We start from the raw sequence: 21,473 nt of genomic DNA, 5'->3' as shown, positions 1-21,473 counted from the left end.
AAAGTTCATGGTTCCGAGACACGCCTGAAACATTGAGGCGAGAGCTTGGTGGTCCCGTTCAAAGCCATCCGGAGACAGCCATGAACAAGCTTTCCCTCACCCGCCGCGCTTTCGTCACCTCGGCCAGCGCCTTCGGCCTTGTCGGCGCCTCCGGTCTGGCGCTGCCCTATTATTCCCGCGCCAGCCAGCGGCCGGCCTTCACCCATGGCGTGCAATCCGGCGACGTCGACGCCACCTCCGGCATGGTCTGGACCCGCACCGATCGCCCGGCGCGTGTCATGTATGAAGTGTCGACAACCGAAAGCTTTGCCAACGCCACAAGGCTGGCTGCGCTCGATACCTCGCCGGCCAGCGACTATACGGCGAAGCGGCTGCTCACCGATCTCGCCTCCGATCAGGACATCTTCTACCGCATGGTCGCGGCCGACCTGTCCGACATCAATGCCGTCTCCGAGCCGATCGCCGGCCGCTTCCGCACCGCGCCGTCCTCCAAGCGCGACGTGCGCTTCGCCTGGTCGGGCGACACCGCCGGCCAGGGCTGGGGCATCGATGAGACCGGCATGAAGACCTATTCGACCATCGCCAAGCACACGCCGGACTTCTTCCTGCATTCCGGCGACACGATCTATGCCGACGGCGCGCTGAAGGACGAGGTCGACCTGCCCGGCGGCGGCAAGTGGAAGAACGTCGTCATGCTGGACGGCAAGCGCAAGGTCGCCGAGACGCTCGACGAATATCGCGACCAGTGGAAATACAACATGATGGACAAGCATGTGCTTGCCCTCTCTGCCATTTGCCCGACCTTCTACCAGTGGGACGATCATGAGGTGCTGAACAACTGGTCGGACTCGAAGGATCTCAGCAAGGACGACCGCTACAAGGAAAAGTCGATCCATCTGCTGGCGGCCAGGGCGGCGCGCGCCTTCCACGAGATGACCACCATCCGCTACGAGCCGTCGGAGCCGGGCCGCGTCTACCGCAAGATCTCGCACGGGCCGCTGCTCGACGTGTTCTTCCTCGACATGCGCTCCTATCGGGGCCCGAACGGCGCCAACCTGGATGAAACGCTGACGCCGAAGTCGCGCATGATCGGCGAGGAGCAGTCGAAGTGGCTGAAGCGCGAGCTGGCCAACTCCAAAGCGACCTGGAAGATCATCGCCGCCGACATGCCGCTCAGCCTCGTCGTCTGGGACGATGCGGCGAAGAAGGTCGGCTTCGAGGCCGTCAGCAACAACGACAACGGCAAGCCGAAGGGGCGCGAGCTCGAATTCGCCGATGTGCTGCGCTTCATCAAGACTGCCGGCATCACCAACACGGTGTGGCTCACCGCGGACGTGCACTACACGGCGGCGCATTACTACAATCCCGACAAGGCGCAGTTCCAGGATTTCAACCCGTTCTGGGAATTCGTCTCCGGCCCGATCCATGCCGGCACGTTCGGCCCCAACGACCTCGACATGACCTTCGGGCCGGAGCTGAAGTTCATCAAGGCGCCGACCGCCGAGCAGGGCCAGAACCTGCCGCCCTCGGCAGGCCTGCAGTTCTTCGGCCTGATCGATATTTCGGGTGCGACCGAGCAGCTCACGGTGCGGCTGATGGATCGCGACGACAACGAGCTTTACAAGGTTACGCTCGACCCGGTGCGATCGGCTTAGGCTGCGTTGATATTCAGGTGATGCCGGCCTGCGAACGCTGGTTGCCGAGAACCGGAGCGGAGCGTACTTGAAGTACGTGAGCACCGGAAGCGCAGGAAACCAGCGTTCTCGGCTCGGCCTGACCTGAAATCTCAACGCACCCTGAGCCGCCAGCCCGCGTCGATACATGCCGTGGCGTCAAGCGCCGTGGCGATCTTAATTCGGAATGCGATGAAGGGCGTCAGTCCGGATAGCACGCCCGGGGAATGTTCGGCCAGACCGCTGTGTCGCAGTTGGCGTCCTTCTGACGCTGCTTGAAGGCGGCGCTGACCGGGCCGGTGACGATCGGGTCGACGCCGTCGGGGGCATCGGCGAACATCTGCTGCGCGGTCCTGGCATCGGGCGGCGAGATCGGGTCGGCTTGTCTGAGCGCGGCCGCCGACTGCGCGGCGCCCGCCGCGACGAGCAGGCCAAGCGCTGCCCACGCAAAAACCGGACGCAATCTGAACATCTGATTGCTCATGAACATCGAACTGCCCGGCCCCTCAAAGGTTCCGCCTTGGTTAACAGAATCATTTCACACCAAGACGTTTAAGAATCAGTGACCATTTATTTGGGGTCGGGCCTCCCCTTTCGCAATTGCGAAAAACCTTGTATGAGCCGCGCAACCGAAAAAGGCGGCGCTTTTTTAAGCCTGCTGCCTGCAACGTTCCCGAGACCAGACACATGAACCTCCGCAATATCGCGATCATCGCGCACGTCGACCATGGCAAAACCACCCTCGTCGACCAGCTTCTGAAACAGTCCGGCGCCTTCCGCGACAACCAGCGCGTGGCCGAGCGCGCCATGGATTCCAACGACCTCGAAAAAGAGCGCGGCATCACCATCCTGGCCAAGGCGACCTCGGTCGACTGGCACGGCACCCGCATCAACATCGTCGACACGCCTGGACACGCCGATTTCGGCGGCGAGGTCGAGCGCATCCTGTCGATGGTGGATTCGGCGATCGTGCTCGTCGACGCCGCCGAAGGCCCGATGCCGCAGACCAAGTTCGTCGTCGGCAAGGCGCTCAAGGTGGGCCTGCGCCCCATCGTCGTCATCAACAAGATCGACCGTCCGGACGCCCGCCATGTCGAGGTGGTGAACGAGGTGTTCGACCTGTTCGCCGCGCTCGACGCCACCGACGAGCAGCTCGACTTCCCGATCCTCTACGGCTCGGGTCGCGACGGCTGGGTTTCCGAGAATCCCGAAGGTCCGAAGGACCAGGGCCTGGCGCCGCTGTTCGACCTCGTCGTCAAGCATGTGCCGGCGCCGACCGTCCATCCCGGCCCGTTCCGCATGATCGGCACCATCCTGGAAGCCAATCCGTTCCTCGGCCGCATCATCACCGGCCGCATCGAGTCCGGCACGCTGAAGCCCAACCAGGCGGTCAAGGTGCTGCATCACGACGGCACGCAGATCGAGGCCGGGCGTATCTCGAAGATCCTCGCCTTCCGCGGCCTCGAGCGCCAGCCGATCGAGGAAGCGCAGGCGGGCGACATCGTCGCCATCGCCGGCCTGTCGAAAGGCACCGTCGCCGACACTTTCTGCGACCCGGCGGTGAGCGAGCCGCTGCACGCGCAGCCGATCGACCCGCCGACCGTGACCATGTCCTTCCTCGTCAATGACAGCCCGCTTGCCGGCACCGAGGGCGACAAGGTGACCAGCCGCGTCATCCGAGATCGCCTGCTGCGCGAGGCCGAAGGCAATGTCGCGCTGAAGATCGAGGAATCGGCCGAAAAAGACTCCTTCTTCGTCTCCGGCCGCGGCGAATTGCAGCTTGCGGTGCTGATCGAGACGATGCGCCGCGAAGGTTTCGAGCTCGCCGTGTCGCGTCCGCGCGTCGTCATGCAGAAGAGCGATGACGGCCAGCTGCTCGAGCCGGTCGAGGAGGTCGTCATCGACGTCGATGAGGAGCATGCCGGCGTCGTCGTGCAGAAGATGTCGGAGCGCAAGGCCGAGATGGTCGAGCTGCGTCCGTCCGGTGGCAACCGCCAGCGTCTCGTCTTCCATGCGCCGACGCGGGGCCTTATCGGCTACCAGTCGGAGCTTTTGACCGATACGCGCGGCACCGCGGTGATGAACCGGCTGTTCTTCGCCTATGAGCCCTACAAGGGCGAGTTGCCGGGCCGCACCAATGGCGTGCTGATCTCCAACGAGCAGGGCGAGTCGGTCGCCTACGCCATGTGGAACCTGGAAGACCGCGGCCCGATGATCATCGACCCGGGCGTCAAGGTCTATCAGGGCATGATCATCGGCATCCACTCCAGAGACAACGACCTCGAAGTGAACGTGCTGAAGGGCAAGAAGCTCACCAACATCCGCGCCGCCGGCAAGGACGAGGCAGTGAAGCTGACCCCGCCGATCCGCATGACGCTGGAGCGGGCGCTGGCCTGGATCCAGGACGACGAGCTGGTCGAGGTGACGCCGAAGACCATTCGGCTCCGCAAGCTCTACCTCGACCCCAACGAGCGCAAGCGTTTTGAAAAGGCCGCCAAGGTCATGGGCGCGGCGTAAGCTTTCGGCCAAGGGTTCAAAAAGAGGGAGCGTCTGCTCCCTCTTTTCGTTTCAGAGCATGATCCCGAACCGAAGGTCCGCGTCGACGAAACTTGGGAACCGGTTTTCGAAGAAAGATCATGCTCCAACAAAAAGCTGGATCGAGATGGCGATTCAACGAAACGCTATCTCGATCTAGCGGCACGCGGCCGACAGGATAGCGCGGCAATCCGCCTCTCCGGTCAAATCGATGCGTACCGCCAAGCCGTCGCGAACCGGCTTGCGCAAGGCTTTCGCGCCATCCGGTTCGACGGTCAGTCGCCTTCGGTCGTCCAGGGCCTGGAGCCTTGACCGCGAAAGGCCAAGCTCGCCGCCAAGCAGGCGGTCCAGCCGTAAAGGCGTCGTCCCCTCCAGCCTCAGCTCGAGCGCGAGCGCGTCGGCTTGTCCCGGCTCTCCGTTCAACAGCTCCTTTCGGACCGTGACATCAGGAGATTCCTCGACCCGCCCGGCCCGGTTGCGCAGCGCGGCGGCATCGAAGGCAAAGCGGCGGGCAAGCGCCGGATCGTTGCTTTCGAGCGCTGCCAGCCGCGCCGGCTCGATATCGTGGCGGTTTCGCCGTTCCAGGATGGTGAAATTCCAGGAGTTGTCGCAGCTCAAGCAGCGATAGATAAGCCAGACGTCGATGCGCTTGCCATTGGCATTGACGCGGAATTTTTCGCTGCATCGATAGGGCTTGATGTCGCCGCAACGGTTGCAGTTGATCAGAGGTCGTGGCGCGATTGCGGGTGCGATCGTCCAGCGGACACGCGAGGTAGAAGACATGCCGGTAGGCCCTTCCCATCGGGAAGTCCGTCAGGCCGGCAATGTCCGAGATGCCCCTTTTTGTTGAGCATGATCTTTTCCGAAAACCGGATACCAAGTTTCGCTGACGCGGACCTTGGGGTCGGGATCATGCTCGCGGGCACGGCGTGGCGAAGGCTGCGAGTGTTGCAAGTCAGGCGTCGGCGTGGATCACACGCGGCGGCTCAGCAATGCCAAACCGGTCTCGAACCGCCGCCTGAAGAACACGTGAAAATGGAGCAGGCGGCGCATTGGTCGCGCCTGCGATGCATTCAAGGGAGTTGGCGAGACCGGCGGTTACTGAGGCAAAGTGATGCTCGAAATGGATGTCGGGCGGGCTTTCTAGCCAAGGCTGAAGGGGACGGCAAGAGCGGTAACTGTAGGCGTCGGCTCTGCCCCTCATCCGCCCTTCGGGCACCTTCTCCCCGTGAACGGGGAGAAGAAGGCTGGCCGTGACGCCGGCGCTTTTCATGCAACGCTGGCGATTGGCGAAAGCAGCCATGAGAGCGTCCTTCGCCCCGTTTACGGGGAGAAGGTGCCCGAAGGGCGGATGAGGGGCGGCGCCGGCGCTGGCAGCTATTGTCTCCATCCTCAACGCGAACCCCTTGCCGGGCGTGTCAAATTCGTCCTGATCGGGTACCATTTGTCCCTATCCCATAGGAAACGCCCATGCATCTCGCCTCGCTGCTGATCTTCGCCGCCGCTCTGTTCGTCGCCGCCGGCTCGCCCGGGCCGTCGATCGCAGCACTCGTGGCGCGTGTTATCTCGAAGGGGTTCCGCGACGTCTTCCCGTTCCTGCTGGCGATGTGGATCGGCGAGGCGATCTGGCTGTCGCTGGCGGTGTTCGGGCTGGCCGTCGTGGCGCAGACGTTCCACTACGCCTTCGTCGTCGTGAAGTGGATTGGCGTCGCCTACCTAGCCTATCTGGCGTTCAAGATGTGGACGGCGCCGGTCGAGGCCAAGGAAGGCGAGATGCCGCGCGAGGACTCAGCCCTGAAATTGTTCTTTGCCGGCATGGCGGTGACATTAGGCAATCCGAAGATCATGATGTTCTATCTGGCGCTGCTGCCGACCATCATCGATCTTGCCTCGGTCAGCGTTGTCGGCTGGGTCGAGTTGACTCTGACCATGGCGATCGTGCTGGTGGTCATCGACCTTGCCTGGGTGCTGGCCGCTTCCCAGGCGCGCCGGCTCCTGAAGAGCAAACGCGCCATGAAGATCGCCAACCGCGTCAGCGCCACGACGATGGCGGGCGCCGCGGCGGCAATCGCGGCGCGATAGAGCAATCCCAGGAAAAGTGTGAGCGGTTTTCCGCCCGGAATTGCTCCAAAACAAAGAGATAGAGCGGTTCGCCGTCTCCCTGAAACGGCGAAATCCTTAAGCGGCCGGCCTCACATCATTTCGATGATCGGCGCGATCTCGACGCTGAAGGCCGGGTCCATCAGGATCGGGCACTCCTTGGCCTTGGCGACCGCATCGTCGATGTCCCTGGCTTCGACGACGGTGTAACCGGCTGTCGGATTGCTGCCGCCATTGTTCTCGATCTTGCCGCTCGGCAGCACCGTCTTCGACATGCCGACCGGATTGCCGCCATCGACCACGGCCGAGCCGAGCTTGTCGTACCAGCCGGTCCAGGCATCCATAGCCGCTTTCCGTTCGGCTTCATCGGTCGGCATCTTGCCGGAACCGTGATAGACGTAGAGAAATTTCGCCATGTTCTTCTCCCTTGTCGGCGGCGTCGAACCGGCATGCGGCCACGCCGCTTGCGATATGCAGCGATGCTGCAATCTTGGGTATGCAGCGATGCTGCAATCCTATATGCGGCTACGCCCCAATCTTGGAGATGCAGTTGCGCTGCAATCCTGGATATGCGGCTACGCCGCAATCCTGATCATCGGCCCAAATGGCGGGATGGGCAACGAAAAATTCGGTACTGCTAATATAATGCCGGCGGCCACTATCGCGCCATTACGTGGTATTCAGGGTTCGGCCGCATGTCGACGGCGGCGGCGACGCGATTGGACATGTTGAAGAAGGCGGCGGTCGAGGCGATGTCCCAGATATCGCGGTCCGAAAAGCCGGCCTGCCGCAAGGCTGCGCGGTCGGCTTCGACGATCCGGGCTGGCTCTTCCGTCAGCTTGACCGCGAATTCGAGCATGGCGCGCTGGCGGTCCGACAGCTCGGCGGCGCGGAAATTCATCACCATCATCTCGCCCAGCGCCGGCTCGCCCGACAGCTGACGCACCGCCGCGCCATGCGCGGTCAGGCAATAATAGCAATGGTTGATCGAGGAGACGGCGACCGCGATCATCTCGCGCTCCAGCTTCGAAAGGCCCGAATCGCCCAGCATCAGATCGTTGTACATGTCGGTGAAGGCGCGCAGCTTCTTCTCGTCGAAGGCGTAGGCCAGCAGCACGTTGGGCACGAGGCCGAGCTTCTCTTCGCACTTGGCGAAATAGGCTTTCGTCGCCTCGCTGAGCTCCGCCTGGACAAGGTCAAGCGCGGTTATTTTGCCGGTCATGTGGTGTCTCCTCGCAGCACGATGGCGTTGGTTCGAATTTTTTAAAGCGTCGTCAAACCTTTGTCGCCAAACAGCGCTCATCTGGCTACCATAGCCGCAAAAGCATAAGACGGGAGGAATAAGCGTCATGGCCAGCGTGAAATCCAAGCCGAGGAAGAAAGCGGCGGTCGCCGCGAAAGCGGAGGAGAAGCCCACGAGGGTTGCCGACTATCTGCTTGCGCGGGCGCCCGCCGAGGATATCGCGGCCTATGACGCGGCCGACCTCGAACGCGCAGGCGAGCTCGCCGCCCAGGCGGTGACCAGGCACAGGAAGGGCGAAAGCGTCGTCGCCGTCGAGGCCGATTCAGGCGTTGCCTGCGGCGGCCGGCCGGTCACGGTCATCACCGTCGTCAACGACAACATGCCGTTCCTGTTCGATTCCATCCTCGGTGAGATCGCCGAGACAAGCGGCGAGCCGACGCTGGTTACCCATCCGATCGTTACCGTACGCCACGGCAAGAACGGTGTGGTCGAGGTGCTTGGCGATGGCGGCAAGGAGGATGACGAGCACGACAGGCTGAGCGTCGTCCACGTCCACATTCCAAGGCTGACCGCCGAGGAGGCAAAGGGCCTTACCGAGCGGCTGCGCAAGATGCTCTCCCAAGTCCGGGCCGCGGTCGTCGACTGGAAGCGGATGCTCGCCCGCCTCGACCAGGCGATTTCCGAGTTCCGCTATTCCGCTGTGCCGCTCGACAAGAAGAGCGTCGCCGAGGCGATCGCCTTCCTCGAATGGCTGCGCGACGACAATTTCACCTTCCTCGGCATGCGCGAGTTCAAATATGTCGGCGGCGAGGAGAGCGGCACGCTGGAGCGCGCCGACAAGCCGGGCCTCGGCATCCTGTCGGATCCCGATGTGCTGGTGTTGCGGCGCGGCACCGAGGCGGTGACCACGACGCCGGAAATCCGCGCCTTCCTGCATGGACCGGAGCCGTTGATCGTCACCAAGGCGAACGCCAAGTCCCTGGTGCACCGCCGCATCTATCTCGACTATGTCGGCGTCAAGACCTACACGCCAAAGGGCACGCTCGCGGGCGAACTGCGCATCGTCGGCCTTTTCACCTCGACCGCCTACACGCGCTCGGTGATGAAGATCCCCTATCTGCGCTCAAAGGCCGAAACGATCATTGCCAAGTCCGGTTTCAATCCGAACGACCATTCCGGCAAGGCGCTGATCAACGTGCTGGAGAGCTATCCGCGCGATGAGTTCTTCCAGGTTCCGGTGCCGGTCCTCAGAAAGCATGCCAATGCCATCCTCGGCCTGGTCGAGCGGCCGCGGATCAGGGCGCTGGTGCGCGTCGACCAGTTCGATCGTTTCGTTTCGATCCTCGTCTTCGTGCCGCGCGACCGCTATGACAGCGTCGTGCGCGAGAAGATCGGCGCCTATCTCAAGACCGTGTATGAGGGCCGGCTGTCGGCCTATTACCCGGCCTTCCCGGAAGGCGGGCTGGCGCGCGTTCACTTCATCATCGGCCGTTCCGGCGGCAAGACGCCGAAGGTCGAGCAGTCGACGATCGAGGCCGCGATCCGCGACATCGTGCGCACCTGGGAAGACGCGCTCTCCGAAGCCGCGGAAGCGGCCGGCAGCGATCCGGCGCTGAAGGCGATCGCGGCGCGGTTCCCCGAAAGCTATCGCGACACCTTCTCGGCCGCCGTGGCGCTTGCCGATGCCGGGCGCATCGCCAAGATCAGCGCCGACAATCCGATCGCCATCGACTATTACCGCCATGCCGAGCAGAAACCGAACCAGGCGGCGCTGAAGATCTACCACCATGGCAGCCCGGTGGCGCTGTCGCGGCGCGTGCCGGTGCTGGAGAATATCGGCTTCCGCGTCATCAGCGAGCGCACCTTCGAGGTCGGCGGCGACCCGGCCGGCCGGGTGTTCATCCACGACATGGAGCTGGAGAACAGCTACGGCGCGCGAATAGATCTTACCGATGGCGGCGCGCTGTTCGAGGACGCCTTCCTCTCCGTCTGGCGCGGCGATGTCGACAATGACGGCTATAACGGTCTGGCGCAGACCGCCGGCCTGTGGTCGGGCGAGATCACCATCCTGCGCGCCTATGGCCGATATCTGCAGCAGGCCGGCATCCCGCAGAGCCAGGATTTCATCGCCGCGGCGCTCAACCGCTATCCGGAGATCGCGCGCGGCCTGCATCAACTGTTCGTCGCCCGGCTCGGGCCGACGGCGGAAGGCGACGGCGCGGTCGCGGCCAAGCACCTCAAGGCCAAGATCAAGGACGCGCTGGAAGAGGTGCCCAATATCGATGACGACACCATCATCCGCCGCTATCTCAACCTCATCGAGGCCTCGCTGCGGACCAATCATTTCGTAGCCGATACGAAGGCGAAGGGGCAGTCGCTGGCGATCAAGCTCGACTCGCAGGCGGTCGAGGGACTGCCGGCGCCGCGGCCATGGCGCGAGATCTTCGTCTACGGCTCGGAGGTCGAGGGCGTGCATCTGCGCTTCGGCCCTGTGGCGCGCGGCGGCCTGCGCTGGTCGGACCGCGCCCAGGACTACCGCACCGAGGTGCTGGGGCTGGTGAAGGCGCAGCAGGTCAAGAACGCGGTCATCGTGCCTGTCGGCGCCAAGGGTGGCTTCTTCCCGAAGCGCCTGCCGGCCGGCGGCGGCCGCGACGCCATCTTCGAGGCCGGCACTTCGGCCTACAAGAACTTCGTCTCCAGCCTGTTGTCGATCACCGACAATATCGGCGTCGACGGTGTCATCCCGCCCGCCGGCGTGGTGCGGCGCGATCCTGACGATCCCTATTTCGTGGTCGCCGCCGACAAGGGCACGGCGACCTTCTCCGACACGGCCAACGCCATTTCCGAGAAGCATCACTTCTGGCTGGATGATGCCTTCGCCAGCGGCGGATCGGCCGGTTACGACCACAAGAAGATGGGCATAACGGCCAAGGGCGCCTGGGAAGCGGTGAAGCGGCATTTCCGCGAGATCAACCGCGACATCCAGACCTCGCCCTTCACTGTCGTCGGCGTCGGCGACATGTCGGGCGACGTGTTCGGCAACGGCATGCTGTTGTCGCCGCAGACCAGGCTGATCGCCGCCTTCGATCACCGCGACATCTTCATCGATCCCGATCCGGACATGGCGGCCTCGATGGCCGAGCGCCAGCGCATGTTCGCGCTGCCGCGCTCGTCGTGGCAGGACTATGACAAGTCGAAGCTGTCGGAAGGCGGCGTCATCGTCTCGCGCAACCAGAAATCGATCACGCTGCCGGCGGCGGCCGCCGCCGCGATCGGCCTCGCCAAGACCACGGCGACGCCCGTCGAGATCATGAGCGCCATCCTGAAGGCTCCTGTCGACCTCCTGTGGTTCGGGGGCATCGGCACCTATGTCAGGGCTTCCGGTGAAAGCAACCAGGATGTCGGCGACCGCGCCAACGACGCCATCCGCGTCACCGCGCTCGATGTGCGGGCCAAGGTCATCGGCGAGGGCGCCAATCTCGGCGTCACACAGCGGGCGCGCATCGAGTTCGGCCTGAATGGCGGCCGCTGCAACTCCGACGCCATCGACAATTCGGGCGGCGTCAACTGCTCCGACGTCGAGGTCAACATCAAGATCGCGCTGGCCTCGGCGATGCGCAAAGGCTCGCTGACGCGGCCGGCGCGCAACAAGCTGCTGGCCGAGATGACCGACGAGGTGAGCGCGCTGGTGCTTTCCAACAACTACCAGCAGACGCTGGCGCTGTCGCTGGCGCGCAAGCGGGGCCTGGCCGACATCGCGCACCAGGCCCGCTTCATGACGGCGCTGGAGGCGCGCGGCCTGCTCGACCGCGCCGTCGAGACGCTGCCTTCGCCGGCGGCGCTTGCCGAGCGCGAGGCGCGCGGCGAGCCGCTGACCCGGGCCGAGCTCGGCGTGCTGCTCGCCTATGCCAAGATCGTGCTGTTCTCCGACATCGTCGCCAGCGACGTGCCGGACGATCCGCATTTCGAGCGCGACCTGATGGGCTATTTCCCGGAGCGCATGGCCAAGAAATTCGCCGGCGAGATCCGTGACCACAGGCTGCGGCGCGAGATCATCGCGCGCGTCGTCGCCAACGATCTCGTCAATCGCGGTGGGCCATCTTTCGTCAACCGGCTGCAGGAAGCCACCGGGCGGCCGGCGGCCGATGTCGTGCGCACCTTCGCCGTGGTCCGCGACGGCTTTGCGTTGCCCGCGCTCTATCGCGAGATCGACGCGCTCGACAACCAGATCGATGGGCAGACCCAGCTCGATCTCTACCAGTCCGTCAGCCGGCTCATCTTTGTGACCAGCGGCTGGTACCTGAAGAACGAAGCCGGCTCCGCGCCGCTCGGCCAGCGCATCGTCGAGCTGCAGGAGGCCCGCAAGGCGCTGGAACCGAAGCTGGTGTCGCTGCTGCCGGCCTTCTCGCGCGAGCGAATCGAGGAGCGGCGGCACGGCCTGTTCAAGGGTGGCGCGCCGGAGAAGCTCGCCGGGCAGCTCGCCCTGGCCGAGGTGGCCGAGCTGATCCCCGACGTCGCGCTCACCGCCCGCACCGCCAATGCCGACATCGTCAGCGCCGCCAAGGCCTTCTTCGCCGTCAGCGACGCCTTCCGCATCCCGCGCGTCGAGGAAGCTGCGCGCTCGATCATGCCGCCCGACTACTACGACCAGCTGGCGCTGTCGCGCGCGACCGACACGATCGGTGTCGCGCGGCGAGGCATCGCGGTAGCGGCTCTGACCGCGCACGGCATGGCGGCGGATCCGGTCGCGGCGTGGCTGGAGGCCGGCGGCGAGCGCGTCGCCCGCATCCGCGAGCGGCTTCAGGCGCTGACCGAAGGCGGCGACATCACCGTGTCGCGGCTTTCGGTGGCATCCGGGCTGATGACCGACCTGACAGGGATGTAAACAAGGCTGGTTCCTCGCCCCCGCCAAAGGCGGGGGAGAGGCGGCCGCGAAGCGGCCGAAGAGGGGGGCTTCGTAGGGTGGAGGCCTTCCTTGAATGATCAACCGCGGAGGTCGCCGCATTCCCCTCTCCGTCTCGGCTTCGCCGAGCCACCTCTCCCCACCCCGTGGGGCGAGGAACCCAGCGCGCCGGCCCGCGCTTGTTCATTTGCATCGCTGCCTGAAAACATGCAGACATGGCGCCCGACGCGAGCGATGCCAGGGGAGAAAGCATGGCGGCAGTAGAGACAGTGCAGCGGGCATCGGGGCGCGGCATCTGGGGCTGGATGTTCTTCGACTGGGCGGCGCAGCCTTTCTTCACCGTCGTCACCACCTTCATCTTCGGCCCCTATTTCGTCTCGCGCATGGCGAGCGACCCGACCGCCGGGCAGGCTGCCTGGGGCTACGGCATTGCCGCGGCGGGCCTGGTCATCGCGGTACTGTCGCCGGTGCTCGGCTCGATCGCCGACCAGACCGGGCCGCGCAAGCCGTGGATTGCTTTCTTCGCCACGATAAAGATCGTCAGCCTCACCTTGCTGTGGTTCGCCGCACCCGGCTCGAACCTCTTCCTGGTCGTGCTGCTGTTCTCGTTGGCCTCGGTTGCGGCCGAATTTTCCACCGTGTTCAACGATTCGATGATGCCGCGGCTGGTGCCGAAGGAAGAGATCGGCCGCATTTCCAATGTCGCCTGGGGACTTGGCTATCTCGGCGGCATGGTGGCGCTGATCTTCGTCGTGCTGTTCCTGGCCGGCAATCTGGAAACCGGCAAGACGCTCATCGGCCTTGACCCATTGTTCGGGCTCGACCCGAAGCTCGGCGAGGATGCGCGCTTCACCGGGCCAATGTCGGCCGGCTGGTATTTCCTGTTCATCCTGCCGATGTTCTTCTTCACGCCCGACGCCAGCAAGGGAATCCCGATCGGACCGGCGGTGCGCGAGGGCCTGTCCGAGCTGAAGTCGACGCTTGCCGAGGTGCGCCAGCGCAGCGGCATCCTGCGCTTCCTTTTGGCCCGCATGATCTATCAGGACGGCGTCAATGCGCTGCTGGCGCTCGGCGGCACCTTCGCGGCCGGCATGTTCCAATGGTCGATCACCGAGATCGGCCTGTTCGGCATCATCCTCAACATCGTCGCCATCTTCGGCTGCTGGATCGCAGCCCGGCTCGATACCGCGCTTGGCTCCAAGGCGGTGGTGATGATCTCGCTGGTGATGCTCTCGGTCGCCACGATCGGCGTCGTCTCGACCGGGCCCGGCTTCACTTTGCTCGGCCTGATAGCGCTGCCGACAACCGATTCCGGCGGACTGTTCGGCACCGCGGCCGAGAAGGCCTATATCCTCTACGGCCTGCTGATAGGGCTTGCCTTCGGACCGGTGCAGGCCTCGTCGCGCTCCTACATGGCGCGCAGCGTCACCGCCGCGGAGTCGGGGCGCTATTTCGGCATCTATGCGCTGGCGGGGCGGGCGACCAGCTTCCTGGCGCCGTTCATGGTGGCGACCATCACCACGATGAGCGATTCGCCGCGGCTCGGCATGGCGGCGATCATCCTGTTCCTCGGGCTGGGTATGGCGATCCTGGCGGGGACGCCCTACCCGGCGGACAAGCCGAAGGGGTAGCGTCTTCTCCTTCTCCCCTTGTGGGAGAAGGTGGCCGAGCGAAGCTCGGTCGGATGAGGGGTGTTGGAAGGATCGCTGCGCCGAAGAAGTAAGCGCCTGGAATCATTCAGTTTCCGGACGTATCGCCCCGCTGGAGCACCCCTCATCCGTCTCGGCGCTGCGCGCCGATCCACCTTCTCCCACAGGGGGAGAAGGAAACAGTGCTCAATGCCTGAAATGCCTCACGCCGGTGAACACCATGGCGATGCCGTGCTCGTCGGCGGCGGCGATGACGTCGTCGTCGCGCATCGAGCCGCCGGGCTGGATGACGGCCGTGGCGCCGGCTTCGATCGCCGACAATAGTCCGTCGGCGAAGGGGAAGAAGGCGTCTGAGGCAACCACCGAACCCTTGGTCAGCGGTTCGGCGAGGCCCGCCGCTTCCGCCGCGTCTAGCGCCTTGCGGGCGGCGATGCGCGAGGAATCGACGCGGCTCATCTGGCCGGCGCCGATGCCGACCGTCGCGCCGTTCTTCACATAGACGATGGCGTTGGACTTCACGTGCTTGGCGACGCGGAAGGCGAATTTGAGGTCGGCCAGTTCCGCCGGCGTCGGCGCGCGCTTGGTCACCACTTTCAGCTCGAGGTCATCCACGACGGCATTGTCGCGGCTTTGCACCAAAAGCCCGCCGGCGACCGACTTCACCGTCGTGCCGGCGGCGCGCGGGTCGGGCAGGCCCCCGGTGACCAGCAGGCGCAAATTCTTCTTCGCCGCGACGATCGCGGCGGCTTCGTCAGTGGCGTCCGGCGCGATGATCACCTCGGTGAAGGTTTTCACGATCTCCTCCGCCGCCTCGGCGTCGAGGATGCGGTTCATGGCGACGATGCCGCCGAAGGCCGAGACCGGGTCGCAGGCCAGCGCCTTGGCGTAGGCTGCCTTCAGCGACGAGCCTTCGGCGACACCGCAAGGGTTGGCGTGCTTGATGATGGCGATTGCCGCCGAGCGGGCCGGATCGAACTCGCCGACCAGCTCGAAGGCGGCATCGGTGTCGTTGATGTTGTTGTAGGAGAGCTGCTTGCCCTGCAGTTGCATGGCCGTGGCGACACCCGGCCGCTTGTCGCCCGAGAGATAGAAGCCCGCATTCTGATGCGGGTTCTCGCCATAGCGCATCACCTGATCGAGCCGGCCGCCGAAAGCGCGCCATGTCGGGTGCTCGATCTGGAGTTCCTCGGCGAACCATCCGGAAATCGCCGCGTCGTAAGTTGCGGTGCGGGCAAAGGCCTTGGCCGCCAGCATCTTACGGAATTCGAGCGACAGCGAGCCGAGATTCATCTCCAATGCGTTGACCACGGAAGCATAGTCGGCCGGGTCGGTGACGATGGCGACATAGGCGTGATTCTTGGCCGAGGCGCGGATCATCGCCGGGCCGCCGATGTCGATGTTCTCGACGATCGAGGCATAGCCGGCGCCGGAGCGGCGCACCTCCTCGAACGGATAGAGGTTCGAGACGACCAGGTCGATCGGTTCGATGTGGTGGTCGCGCATGGCTTTGGCATGCTCGGCATCGTCACGGATGCCGAGCAGCGCGCCGTGCACGGATGGATGCAAGGTCTTCACCCGGCCGTCCATGATCTCGGGAAAGCCGGTGAGCTCGGAAACGTCGCGCACCGCGAGGCCGGCCTCGGCAATGGTCTTTGCCGTGCCGCCCGTCGAAACCAGCTCGACGCCGGAAGCGGCGAGCGCTTTGGCAAAATCGACCAGGCCGGTCTTGTCGAAGGCGGAAAGCAGCGCGCGGCGCACCGGAACGAGATCCGGCGCCGGAATGTTTTTTGTGGGCACGGCCATGGCGGGCGGCCTTTCAGAGCTGTTGGAAGGGACGTTGGCCGGCCCTAGCATATGAGCCCCGGAAATCAAGTGAATCCGGGGTCAGGCGCGCAGCCGCGTTTGCCGGCAGGCTCAGTTGTTTTCGGGATAGCCGGCGATATCGGTGCGGGTCAGCTGCCAGTGGACCTCGGCAATCTCCGAGGCCTTGAAGGCGAGCACGATCTGCCGGCTGCGGCGCGGGCCACTCAGGCCGGCGAAATAGATCGATTCCTCGACCTCCGGCACCACTTCGGCGCAGGTGAAGACCCAGCTGTCGCCCTGCGCGGCGGCAAGCGTCAGCCGGTCGTGGTCATCCTGCAGAAGGGTGATGTCGGGGTGGACATGGAAGCGCACCGTGACGAAGTCGCGGCCATTGTTGCGGATCGTGGCATTGCCCGGGCGCAGGAAACGGTCGCGGCCGGCAAGCACGTTGCCGTTCGTGCCGAGCTTCAGCTCGCGCTCATGCAGGAAACCGAATTGCTGGACATAGCCGTCATGGCGGGCAACGAAGCCCTGCATGCCCTTCTGGTCGAGGCGCTTGCAGGGCACGTGCTGCGGGCCGCCGATCAGCGGCGAGCCCAAAAGGTCGCTGACCCGCAGCGAATGGCTGAAGCGCGCCGACGAGGTATCGTTGATCGTCGCGGTCGAATGCGCGGCGGTGGCGCGCGCGAGCGGCCGGAATTCCGGGGCGCCGTACGTGTCGATGCCGGCATTGACGATGAAGTGCAGGCGACCGGACGAGAGCTCGAAGGCGAGACAGCCGGCATGCGCGGCGTTGGAGACATCGATCGGCGGCGGCAGTCCGGTGTCGGCGATCACCGTCACGCCGCCCATCGAAAGGCGCTCATAGCCGGAATGCGGCGCGTGCAGCAGCGGCGCGCCCACCGTGTCGTCATGGCGCATGATGGTGGCGATGCGGTCATGGATGGTGGCGCCCATGCCGTTGAAGCGGGCCAGGCTGCCGTCCTGGTGGCGGAAGAAGCGCAGCGCCGGCAACATGCGGTCGATGGCCCCGATCAAGGCCGCCGGCGGCGCCTCGGCCTGGTTGGCATAGGTCTGGCGCAGCGGCAGGAGATCGGCGAGCAGCTCCAGCACCGCCATCGGTTTGCGCGAGATGTGGCCGCCATCGGGCAGGATCTGATGCTCCAGCTCCTCAGCCAGGTTGCGCGTCGCGGAACGCAGCGCCGAGGCCGGTGCCGGTAGGGACAGGGCGGCGAAGGCGAGCGCGATGCGGGCGCGCAGCCTGGCCTCGCCATCCGGCATCTCGCGCGCCATCGAGCGCAGGTAGCGGATCTGTACGGCAAGCGATTTGAGGAAGGCGCGATAGAAGGGGAATTCGGCGCCTTGCAGCACCACCGAGGAATGCTGCAGCCAGGCTATCACGCGCTTGGCCGTCGTTCCCGGTTCCCAGGCGACGCCGGAAATCTGGTTGCCGTGCATGGCGATCCAGTCGGTCACCAACGCCCTGGCATTGGCGGCGGCGAGCTCGGTGCCGGCGGCGCGCATATGGCGCAGCCAGCGGAAGCCATGCAGCGATTTCTGCCAGCCGCGATTGGGCACGTCGAGCTGAAAGGGCGAGGTGCCGCCGGTCTCGACCAGATGGCCGGACAGCGGGTAGCGGCCGTAATAAATCTCCAGCGCGATCTGCGGATCCGCGAGCCGCAAATCCGGCGGGGCGATCAGGACACGTTCAGGCGTGCGGCCGGAATAGCGCCAGCGATAGACCGGACCGGCGCGCAAACGCCGGCGCGTCTTGCGCCAGAACTCCTTCGCGACGAGCGTCCATAGACGCGTCGTGTTGCCGGCAACAAGTGCCAAAAGCCCTCCTGATGTCCCCGTAACCCAAGCACAAGCTTATGCGATTCAAGAACTTATGCGAAGGCGGAATTCGCCTAAGTGAACCGCTTCACGCCGCTTTGCCGGTACCGATCCCTAAAAAAGTCAGCAAGTTTTTGCGAGATAACGATTCAACCGGCCCGTCTCATCCGTGCCGCGAAGAAGCCGTCCAGTCCGGAAATCGCTGGCGATTCAAGCGTCAGGTCGGCGGGCGTCGTGCGCAGCGTGCCCGCAGATGTAAGGAACGGGTCGACGTCGGCGAACTCGCCCGGGCGGATCGGGTCGTCGATCACCTCTGGGGTTTCGGCAAGGAAGGCGCGGTAAAGTTCCTCGCCTTCGAGCGGGTCGAGCGAGCAGTTGGAAAAGACGATGCGGCCGCCGGGCCTGACCAGCGTGAAGGCGTGGGCAAGCAGCTTTCGCTGGAGGGCGGCGAGCTTTTCGACATCGGCCATGGTCTTGGTCCACGGCACATCGGGGTGACGGCGCACGGTTCCGGTCGAGGAGCAGGGCGCGTCGAGCAGCACGGCGTCGAACAAGCGCGCCGGCCGGTAGTCCAGAAGGTCGGTCTGGACGAGCTCGGCCGTCAGTCCGAGGCGGTCGAGATTCTGCTTCAGCCGCGCCAGCCGGTTCTTCGAGGTGTCGACCGCGGTGACGCTGGCACCGGCGAGGATAAGCTGCGCGGTCTTGCCGCCGGGCGCGGCGCAGAGGTCGGCTACGCGCTGGCCACTTATGTCGCCGAACAGGCGCGCCGGCAGGCTGGCGGCCGTGTCCTGCACCCACCAGGCACCATCAGTGAAACCGGGCAGGTCGGCGACGTTGGCCGACAGCTTTTCGACACGCACCGTGCCGGTCGGCAGAACGATGCCGCCCAGGCGCTCGGCCCAGAGCGCCGGATCGGCCTTGACGGTGAAATCGACGGGCGCCTCGTTGCGATGCGCGGCAAGAATGGCGCGCGCCCTGTCGGCGCCGTAAGCGCCGGTCAGCCGCTCGGCGAACCATTGCGGGGCCTCGCTGGTGGCGGCAAGCGCCGGGCCAAGCTCGGCCTCCTTGGCCCGGGCAAGCGAACGCAGCACCCCGTTGACGAGGCCGGAGAAGCGCAGCGTGCGCGGATCGGATTTGGCATGGGTGACGGCAAGGTCGACGGCGGCGCTGTCGGGAACATCGAGGAACAGGATCTGCGCGGCGGCGACATGCAAGATGTGCGAGAGCGCCGTGGCATTGGGCGGCAGCGGCTTTTCCAGCCGCCTGGACAGCAGCCCGGCAACGGTCATGCGATGGCGCAGCGCGGTCACCAGTATGGCGCGCACCAGCGCGCGGTCGCGGCCGTCCAGCGCCTTGTACTGCGGGTGGCCGTGCTCGTTGTCGGTCAATCCGTCCAACGGCGTACGGGCATCGATGACGGCAGCCAGCAGCCGCGCCGCCGCCTTGCGCGCGGCAAGGCCGGCGATGTTCTCATCATCGGCCTTGCGTTGCGGATTGCCTGGCTTTCCGCGCCTCGGCGGCGTCACGACCAGGGGCCCTTCGAGCGGACATTGCGCGGTCCGGTCGGGTTACGGCCCCACGGATTGGGTTTCGGCTGCTCCGGTTCGGCAGGCGGTGCGGATCCCGGCCGCTTACCCCAAGGGCCGGACGGCGCCTCCTCGGGCTGGATGGGTGGCGGCGAAGCCTGTCGACGGCTGGCTGGCGCTGGGCCGCCCATCGCGCGCGCCATCTCCTGCAGGGCGGCGATGCGGTTCTCCGTGCTCGGATGGGTCGAGAACAGATTGTCCATGCGCTCGCCGTGAAGCGGATTGATGATGAAGAGATGCGCCATTGCCGGGTTGCGCTCGGCGTCCTCATTGGGAATCTGCTCGGCGCCGCGCGCGATCTTGGCGAGCGCCGAGGCCAGCCACAGCGGGTGGCCGCAGATCTCGGCGCCGCGCCGGTCGGCCTCGTATTCGCGGGTGCGGCTCACCGCCATCTGCACGACCATGGCGGCGAAGGGCGCCACCAGCATGGCCACCAGCACGCCGACGAATCCGAACGGATTGTTGTTGTCGCGGCTGCCGCCGAGGAAGAAGGCGAAATTGCCTAGCATCGAAATCGCGCCGGCGAGCGTCGCCACGATGGTCATCGTCAGCGTGTCGCGATGCTGGACATGGGCAAGCTCATGCGCCATCACCGCCGCGACCTCTTCATGGGAGAGCCGCTCGAGCAGGCCTGTGGACGCGGCCACGGCGGCATTTTCGGGATTGCGGCCAGTGGCGAAGGCGTTAGGCTGCGGGTTGTCGATCAGATAGGTCTTCGGCATCGGCAGGCCGGCCTGCTTGGCCAGCGCCTGGACGATTGCGTAATATTCGGGCGCGTTCTTCTCGTCGACCTCTACGGCGCGGTTCATCGACAGCACCATCTTGTCCGCGTTCCAGTAGCTGAACAGGTTGGTGCCGGCGGCGATCAAAAGCGCGATGACCATGCCGCCCGAGCCGCCGATCAGGTAGCCGACGCCCATGAACAGCGCCGTCATCGCGGCAAGAAGCATGGCGGTGCGAAGCGTGTTCATCGTGTCATCCGTCCGGGGTGATGGAGAATTGGGGTCGATCCTTTCGTCGTCATGGCTATATGATGGGAAAGGCCGGGCCCCGTTTCAATCGGCAGGGAATATCGCATGACCGAACTGACCAACAAGACCGAAACCGCGGATGAAGGCGACGGGCCGCGAAAGATGCTGACGCCGGCCGCGAGCCGCGCGCTGGCGGAGGCCGAGGCCAGGCGCAGGGAATATCGCGAGGCCGAGGCAAAATTGCCGAAGGAAATCGGCGGTCGCGGCGGCAAGGAGCCCGGGCGCTACGGCGATTGGGAGGTGAAGGGCCTCACCAGCGACTTCTAGCCGGATGTGCTGATATTCAGGTGAGGCCGGCCTGCATCCTCAGGCCGCCGCCTGACCCGGCGACAGAAAGATGAAACCACTTTCGTCGGTCGCAATGCCGATTTCATCATAGGAACGGATCGTCGGGTGCAGTGTGACGAGCGGGTGGACGTGCGTGGCGCTGATCACCATCACCGAGGCGCCGGAAGCCTCGCCCGCCGCGATGCCTGCCGGTGCATCCTCAAAGACCAGGCAATCGCGCGCCTCGACGCCGAGACGCTTGGCCGCTAGGAGAAAACAATCCGGCGCCGGCTTGCCATGGGCCACGTCTTCCGCCGTCACCATCATGGCGGGAACCGGGATGCCGGCCGCTTGGATGCGCAACAGCGCCAGCTCGCGCGGCGCCGAGGTGACGATGGCCCAGCGCTGCGGCGGCAGCGATTCCAGGAAGGCGACGGCGCCGGGGATCGGGACGATGCCTTCGAGGTCGTCCGCCTCGGCCTTGAGCAGCGCATCGGCCTCCGCAACCGCGTCGACGCCCGGAAGCATCAGTCCGGCGATCGTCTCGATCGCCCGCTTGCCGTGGATCGTCGGCAGGAAGCTTGCCACGTCGAGCCCGTGACGCTCGGCCCATTTCGTCCATACCCGTTCGGCCGCGGCGATCGAGTTGAGCACCGTGCCGTCCATGTCGAACAGGAAGGCGATGAACTTTGAGCCTGCAAACATCGGGTTTTCCTGGAGAATCGTTTTCGGGGAAGGCGAAACGTGGTACCCAGTTTAGACGGGCCATCGCTGGCTGAGAAGGCGAGATGCGCGCATTTCGATTCCGCGCGGGAACAACCTCCGGTTCGTTGCGTTGAAGGGGCTG

The 21,473-nt window shown here is 65.2% G+C and carries 16 protein-coding genes; 6 read left to right on the top strand and 10 right to left on the bottom strand.

The genetic code is table 11. From position 1 onward, the window contains the following. Positions 1-80 precede the first annotated feature (80 nt). A complete protein-coding gene (locus DPM35_RS17730; protein ID WP_112128593.1) occupies positions 81-1,655 on the top strand; it encodes an alkaline phosphatase D family protein in 1,575 nt (524 codons plus the stop codon). 220 nt (positions 1,656-1,875) lie between these two features. On the opposite strand, the gene DPM35_RS17725 is transcribed toward DPM35_RS17730, so the two are convergent. Further along, positions 1,876-2,145, bottom strand: a complete 270-nt coding sequence (locus DPM35_RS17725) for a hypothetical protein (protein WP_245431572.1) — start codon at positions 2,143-2,145, stop codon at positions 1,876-1,878. 215 nt (positions 2,146-2,360) lie between these two features. Here DPM35_RS17725 and typA point away from each other — a divergent pair, with 215 nt between their 5' ends. Beyond that, positions 2,361-4,190 carry a translational GTPase TypA gene (typA, locus tag DPM35_RS17720; protein WP_112128592.1) on the top strand — a complete coding sequence of 610 codons (1,830 nt, stop codon included), beginning with the start codon at positions 2,361-2,363 and terminating at the stop codon, positions 4,188-4,190. Positions 4,191-4,364: 174 nt separating this feature from the next. Here the strand turns inward: typA and DPM35_RS17715 are convergent, their stop codons facing one another. Beyond that, positions 4,365-4,991, bottom strand: coding sequence for a DUF1062 domain-containing protein (locus DPM35_RS17715; protein ID WP_112128591.1), 627 nt, complete (start codon positions 4,989-4,991; stop codon positions 4,365-4,367). Positions 4,992-5,163: 172 nt separating this feature from the next. Further along, positions 5,164-5,511 carry a hypothetical protein gene (locus tag DPM35_RS32445; protein ID WP_181592058.1) on the bottom strand — a complete coding sequence of 116 codons (348 nt, stop codon included), beginning with the start codon at positions 5,509-5,511 and terminating at the stop codon, positions 5,164-5,166. A gap of 167 nt (positions 5,512-5,678) precedes the next feature. Here DPM35_RS32445 and DPM35_RS17705 point away from each other — a divergent pair, with 167 nt between their 5' ends. After that, positions 5,679-6,290, top strand: coding sequence for a LysE family translocator (locus tag DPM35_RS17705; protein WP_112128590.1), 612 nt, complete (start codon positions 5,679-5,681; stop codon positions 6,288-6,290). A gap of 110 nt (positions 6,291-6,400) precedes the next feature. Here DPM35_RS17705 and DPM35_RS17700 read toward each other — a convergent pair whose 3' ends face one another. Both DPM35_RS17700 and DPM35_RS17695 read right to left on the bottom strand, forming a co-directional pair. After that, entirely contained in the window at positions 6,401-6,724 is a 324-nt protein-coding gene (locus tag DPM35_RS17700) for a YciI family protein (RefSeq protein WP_112129069.1), read from the bottom strand. 242 nt (positions 6,725-6,966) lie between these two features. Further along, positions 6,967-7,530, bottom strand: coding sequence for a peroxidase-related enzyme (locus DPM35_RS17695; protein ID WP_112128589.1), 564 nt, complete (start codon positions 7,528-7,530; stop codon positions 6,967-6,969). Between the two features lie 127 nt (positions 7,531-7,657). Here DPM35_RS17695 and DPM35_RS17690 point away from each other — a divergent pair, with 127 nt between their 5' ends. Further along, positions 7,658-12,436, top strand: a complete 4,779-nt coding sequence (locus tag DPM35_RS17690; protein WP_112128588.1) for an NAD-glutamate dehydrogenase — start codon at positions 7,658-7,660, stop codon at positions 12,434-12,436. Between the two features lie 233 nt (positions 12,437-12,669). Beyond that, positions 12,670-14,085, top strand: a complete 1,416-nt coding sequence (locus tag DPM35_RS17685; protein ID WP_181592057.1) for an MFS transporter — start codon at positions 12,670-12,672, stop codon at positions 14,083-14,085. A 204-nt stretch (positions 14,086-14,289) separates the two neighbouring features. Here the strand turns inward: DPM35_RS17685 and purH are convergent, their stop codons facing one another. The 4 genes from purH to htpX all read right to left on the bottom strand — a co-directional run bounded on the left by purH (position 14,290) and on the right by htpX (position 20,299). Further along, entirely contained in the window at positions 14,290-15,906 is a 1,617-nt protein-coding gene (gene purH / locus DPM35_RS17680; protein WP_112128586.1) for a bifunctional phosphoribosylaminoimidazolecarboxamide formyltransferase/IMP cyclohydrolase, read from the bottom strand. Positions 15,907-16,017: 111 nt separating this feature from the next. Beyond that, positions 16,018-17,742, bottom strand: a complete 1,725-nt coding sequence (locus DPM35_RS17675; protein WP_112128585.1) for a heparinase II/III family protein — start codon at positions 17,740-17,742, stop codon at positions 16,018-16,020. A gap of 149 nt (positions 17,743-17,891) precedes the next feature. Continuing rightward, positions 17,892-19,268: an RsmB/NOP family class I SAM-dependent RNA methyltransferase gene (locus DPM35_RS17670; RefSeq protein ID WP_245431571.1), complete on the bottom strand. Its 1,377-nt coding sequence runs from the start codon at positions 19,266-19,268 to the stop codon at positions 17,892-17,894. Further along, positions 19,265-20,299, bottom strand: a complete 1,035-nt coding sequence (gene htpX / locus DPM35_RS17665; protein ID WP_112128583.1) for a zinc metalloprotease HtpX — start codon at positions 20,297-20,299, stop codon at positions 19,265-19,267. Before htpX ends, DPM35_RS17670 begins: the two co-directional genes overlap by 4 nt. 105 nt (positions 20,300-20,404) lie before the next feature. Between htpX and DPM35_RS17660 the strand changes: the two genes are divergently transcribed. Further along, entirely contained in the window at positions 20,405-20,626 is a 222-nt protein-coding gene (locus tag DPM35_RS17660) for a DUF1674 domain-containing protein (RefSeq protein WP_112128582.1), read from the top strand. Positions 20,627-20,665: 39 nt separating this feature from the next. On the opposite strand, the gene DPM35_RS17655 is transcribed toward DPM35_RS17660, so the two are convergent. Next, the gene (locus DPM35_RS17655; protein ID WP_112128581.1) at positions 20,666-21,331 is read right to left on the bottom strand and encodes an HAD-IA family hydrolase; all 666 of its coding nucleotides are present in this window, start codon (positions 21,329-21,331) and stop codon (positions 20,666-20,668) included. Between the last annotated feature and the right edge of the window lie 142 nt (positions 21,332-21,473).

The organism is Mesorhizobium atlanticum (assembly GCF_003289965.1).
GTDB classification, from domain to species: domain Bacteria; phylum Pseudomonadota; class Alphaproteobacteria; order Rhizobiales; family Rhizobiaceae; genus Mesorhizobium; species Mesorhizobium atlanticum.
This window is presented reverse-complemented; position numbering and strand designations above follow the sequence as displayed.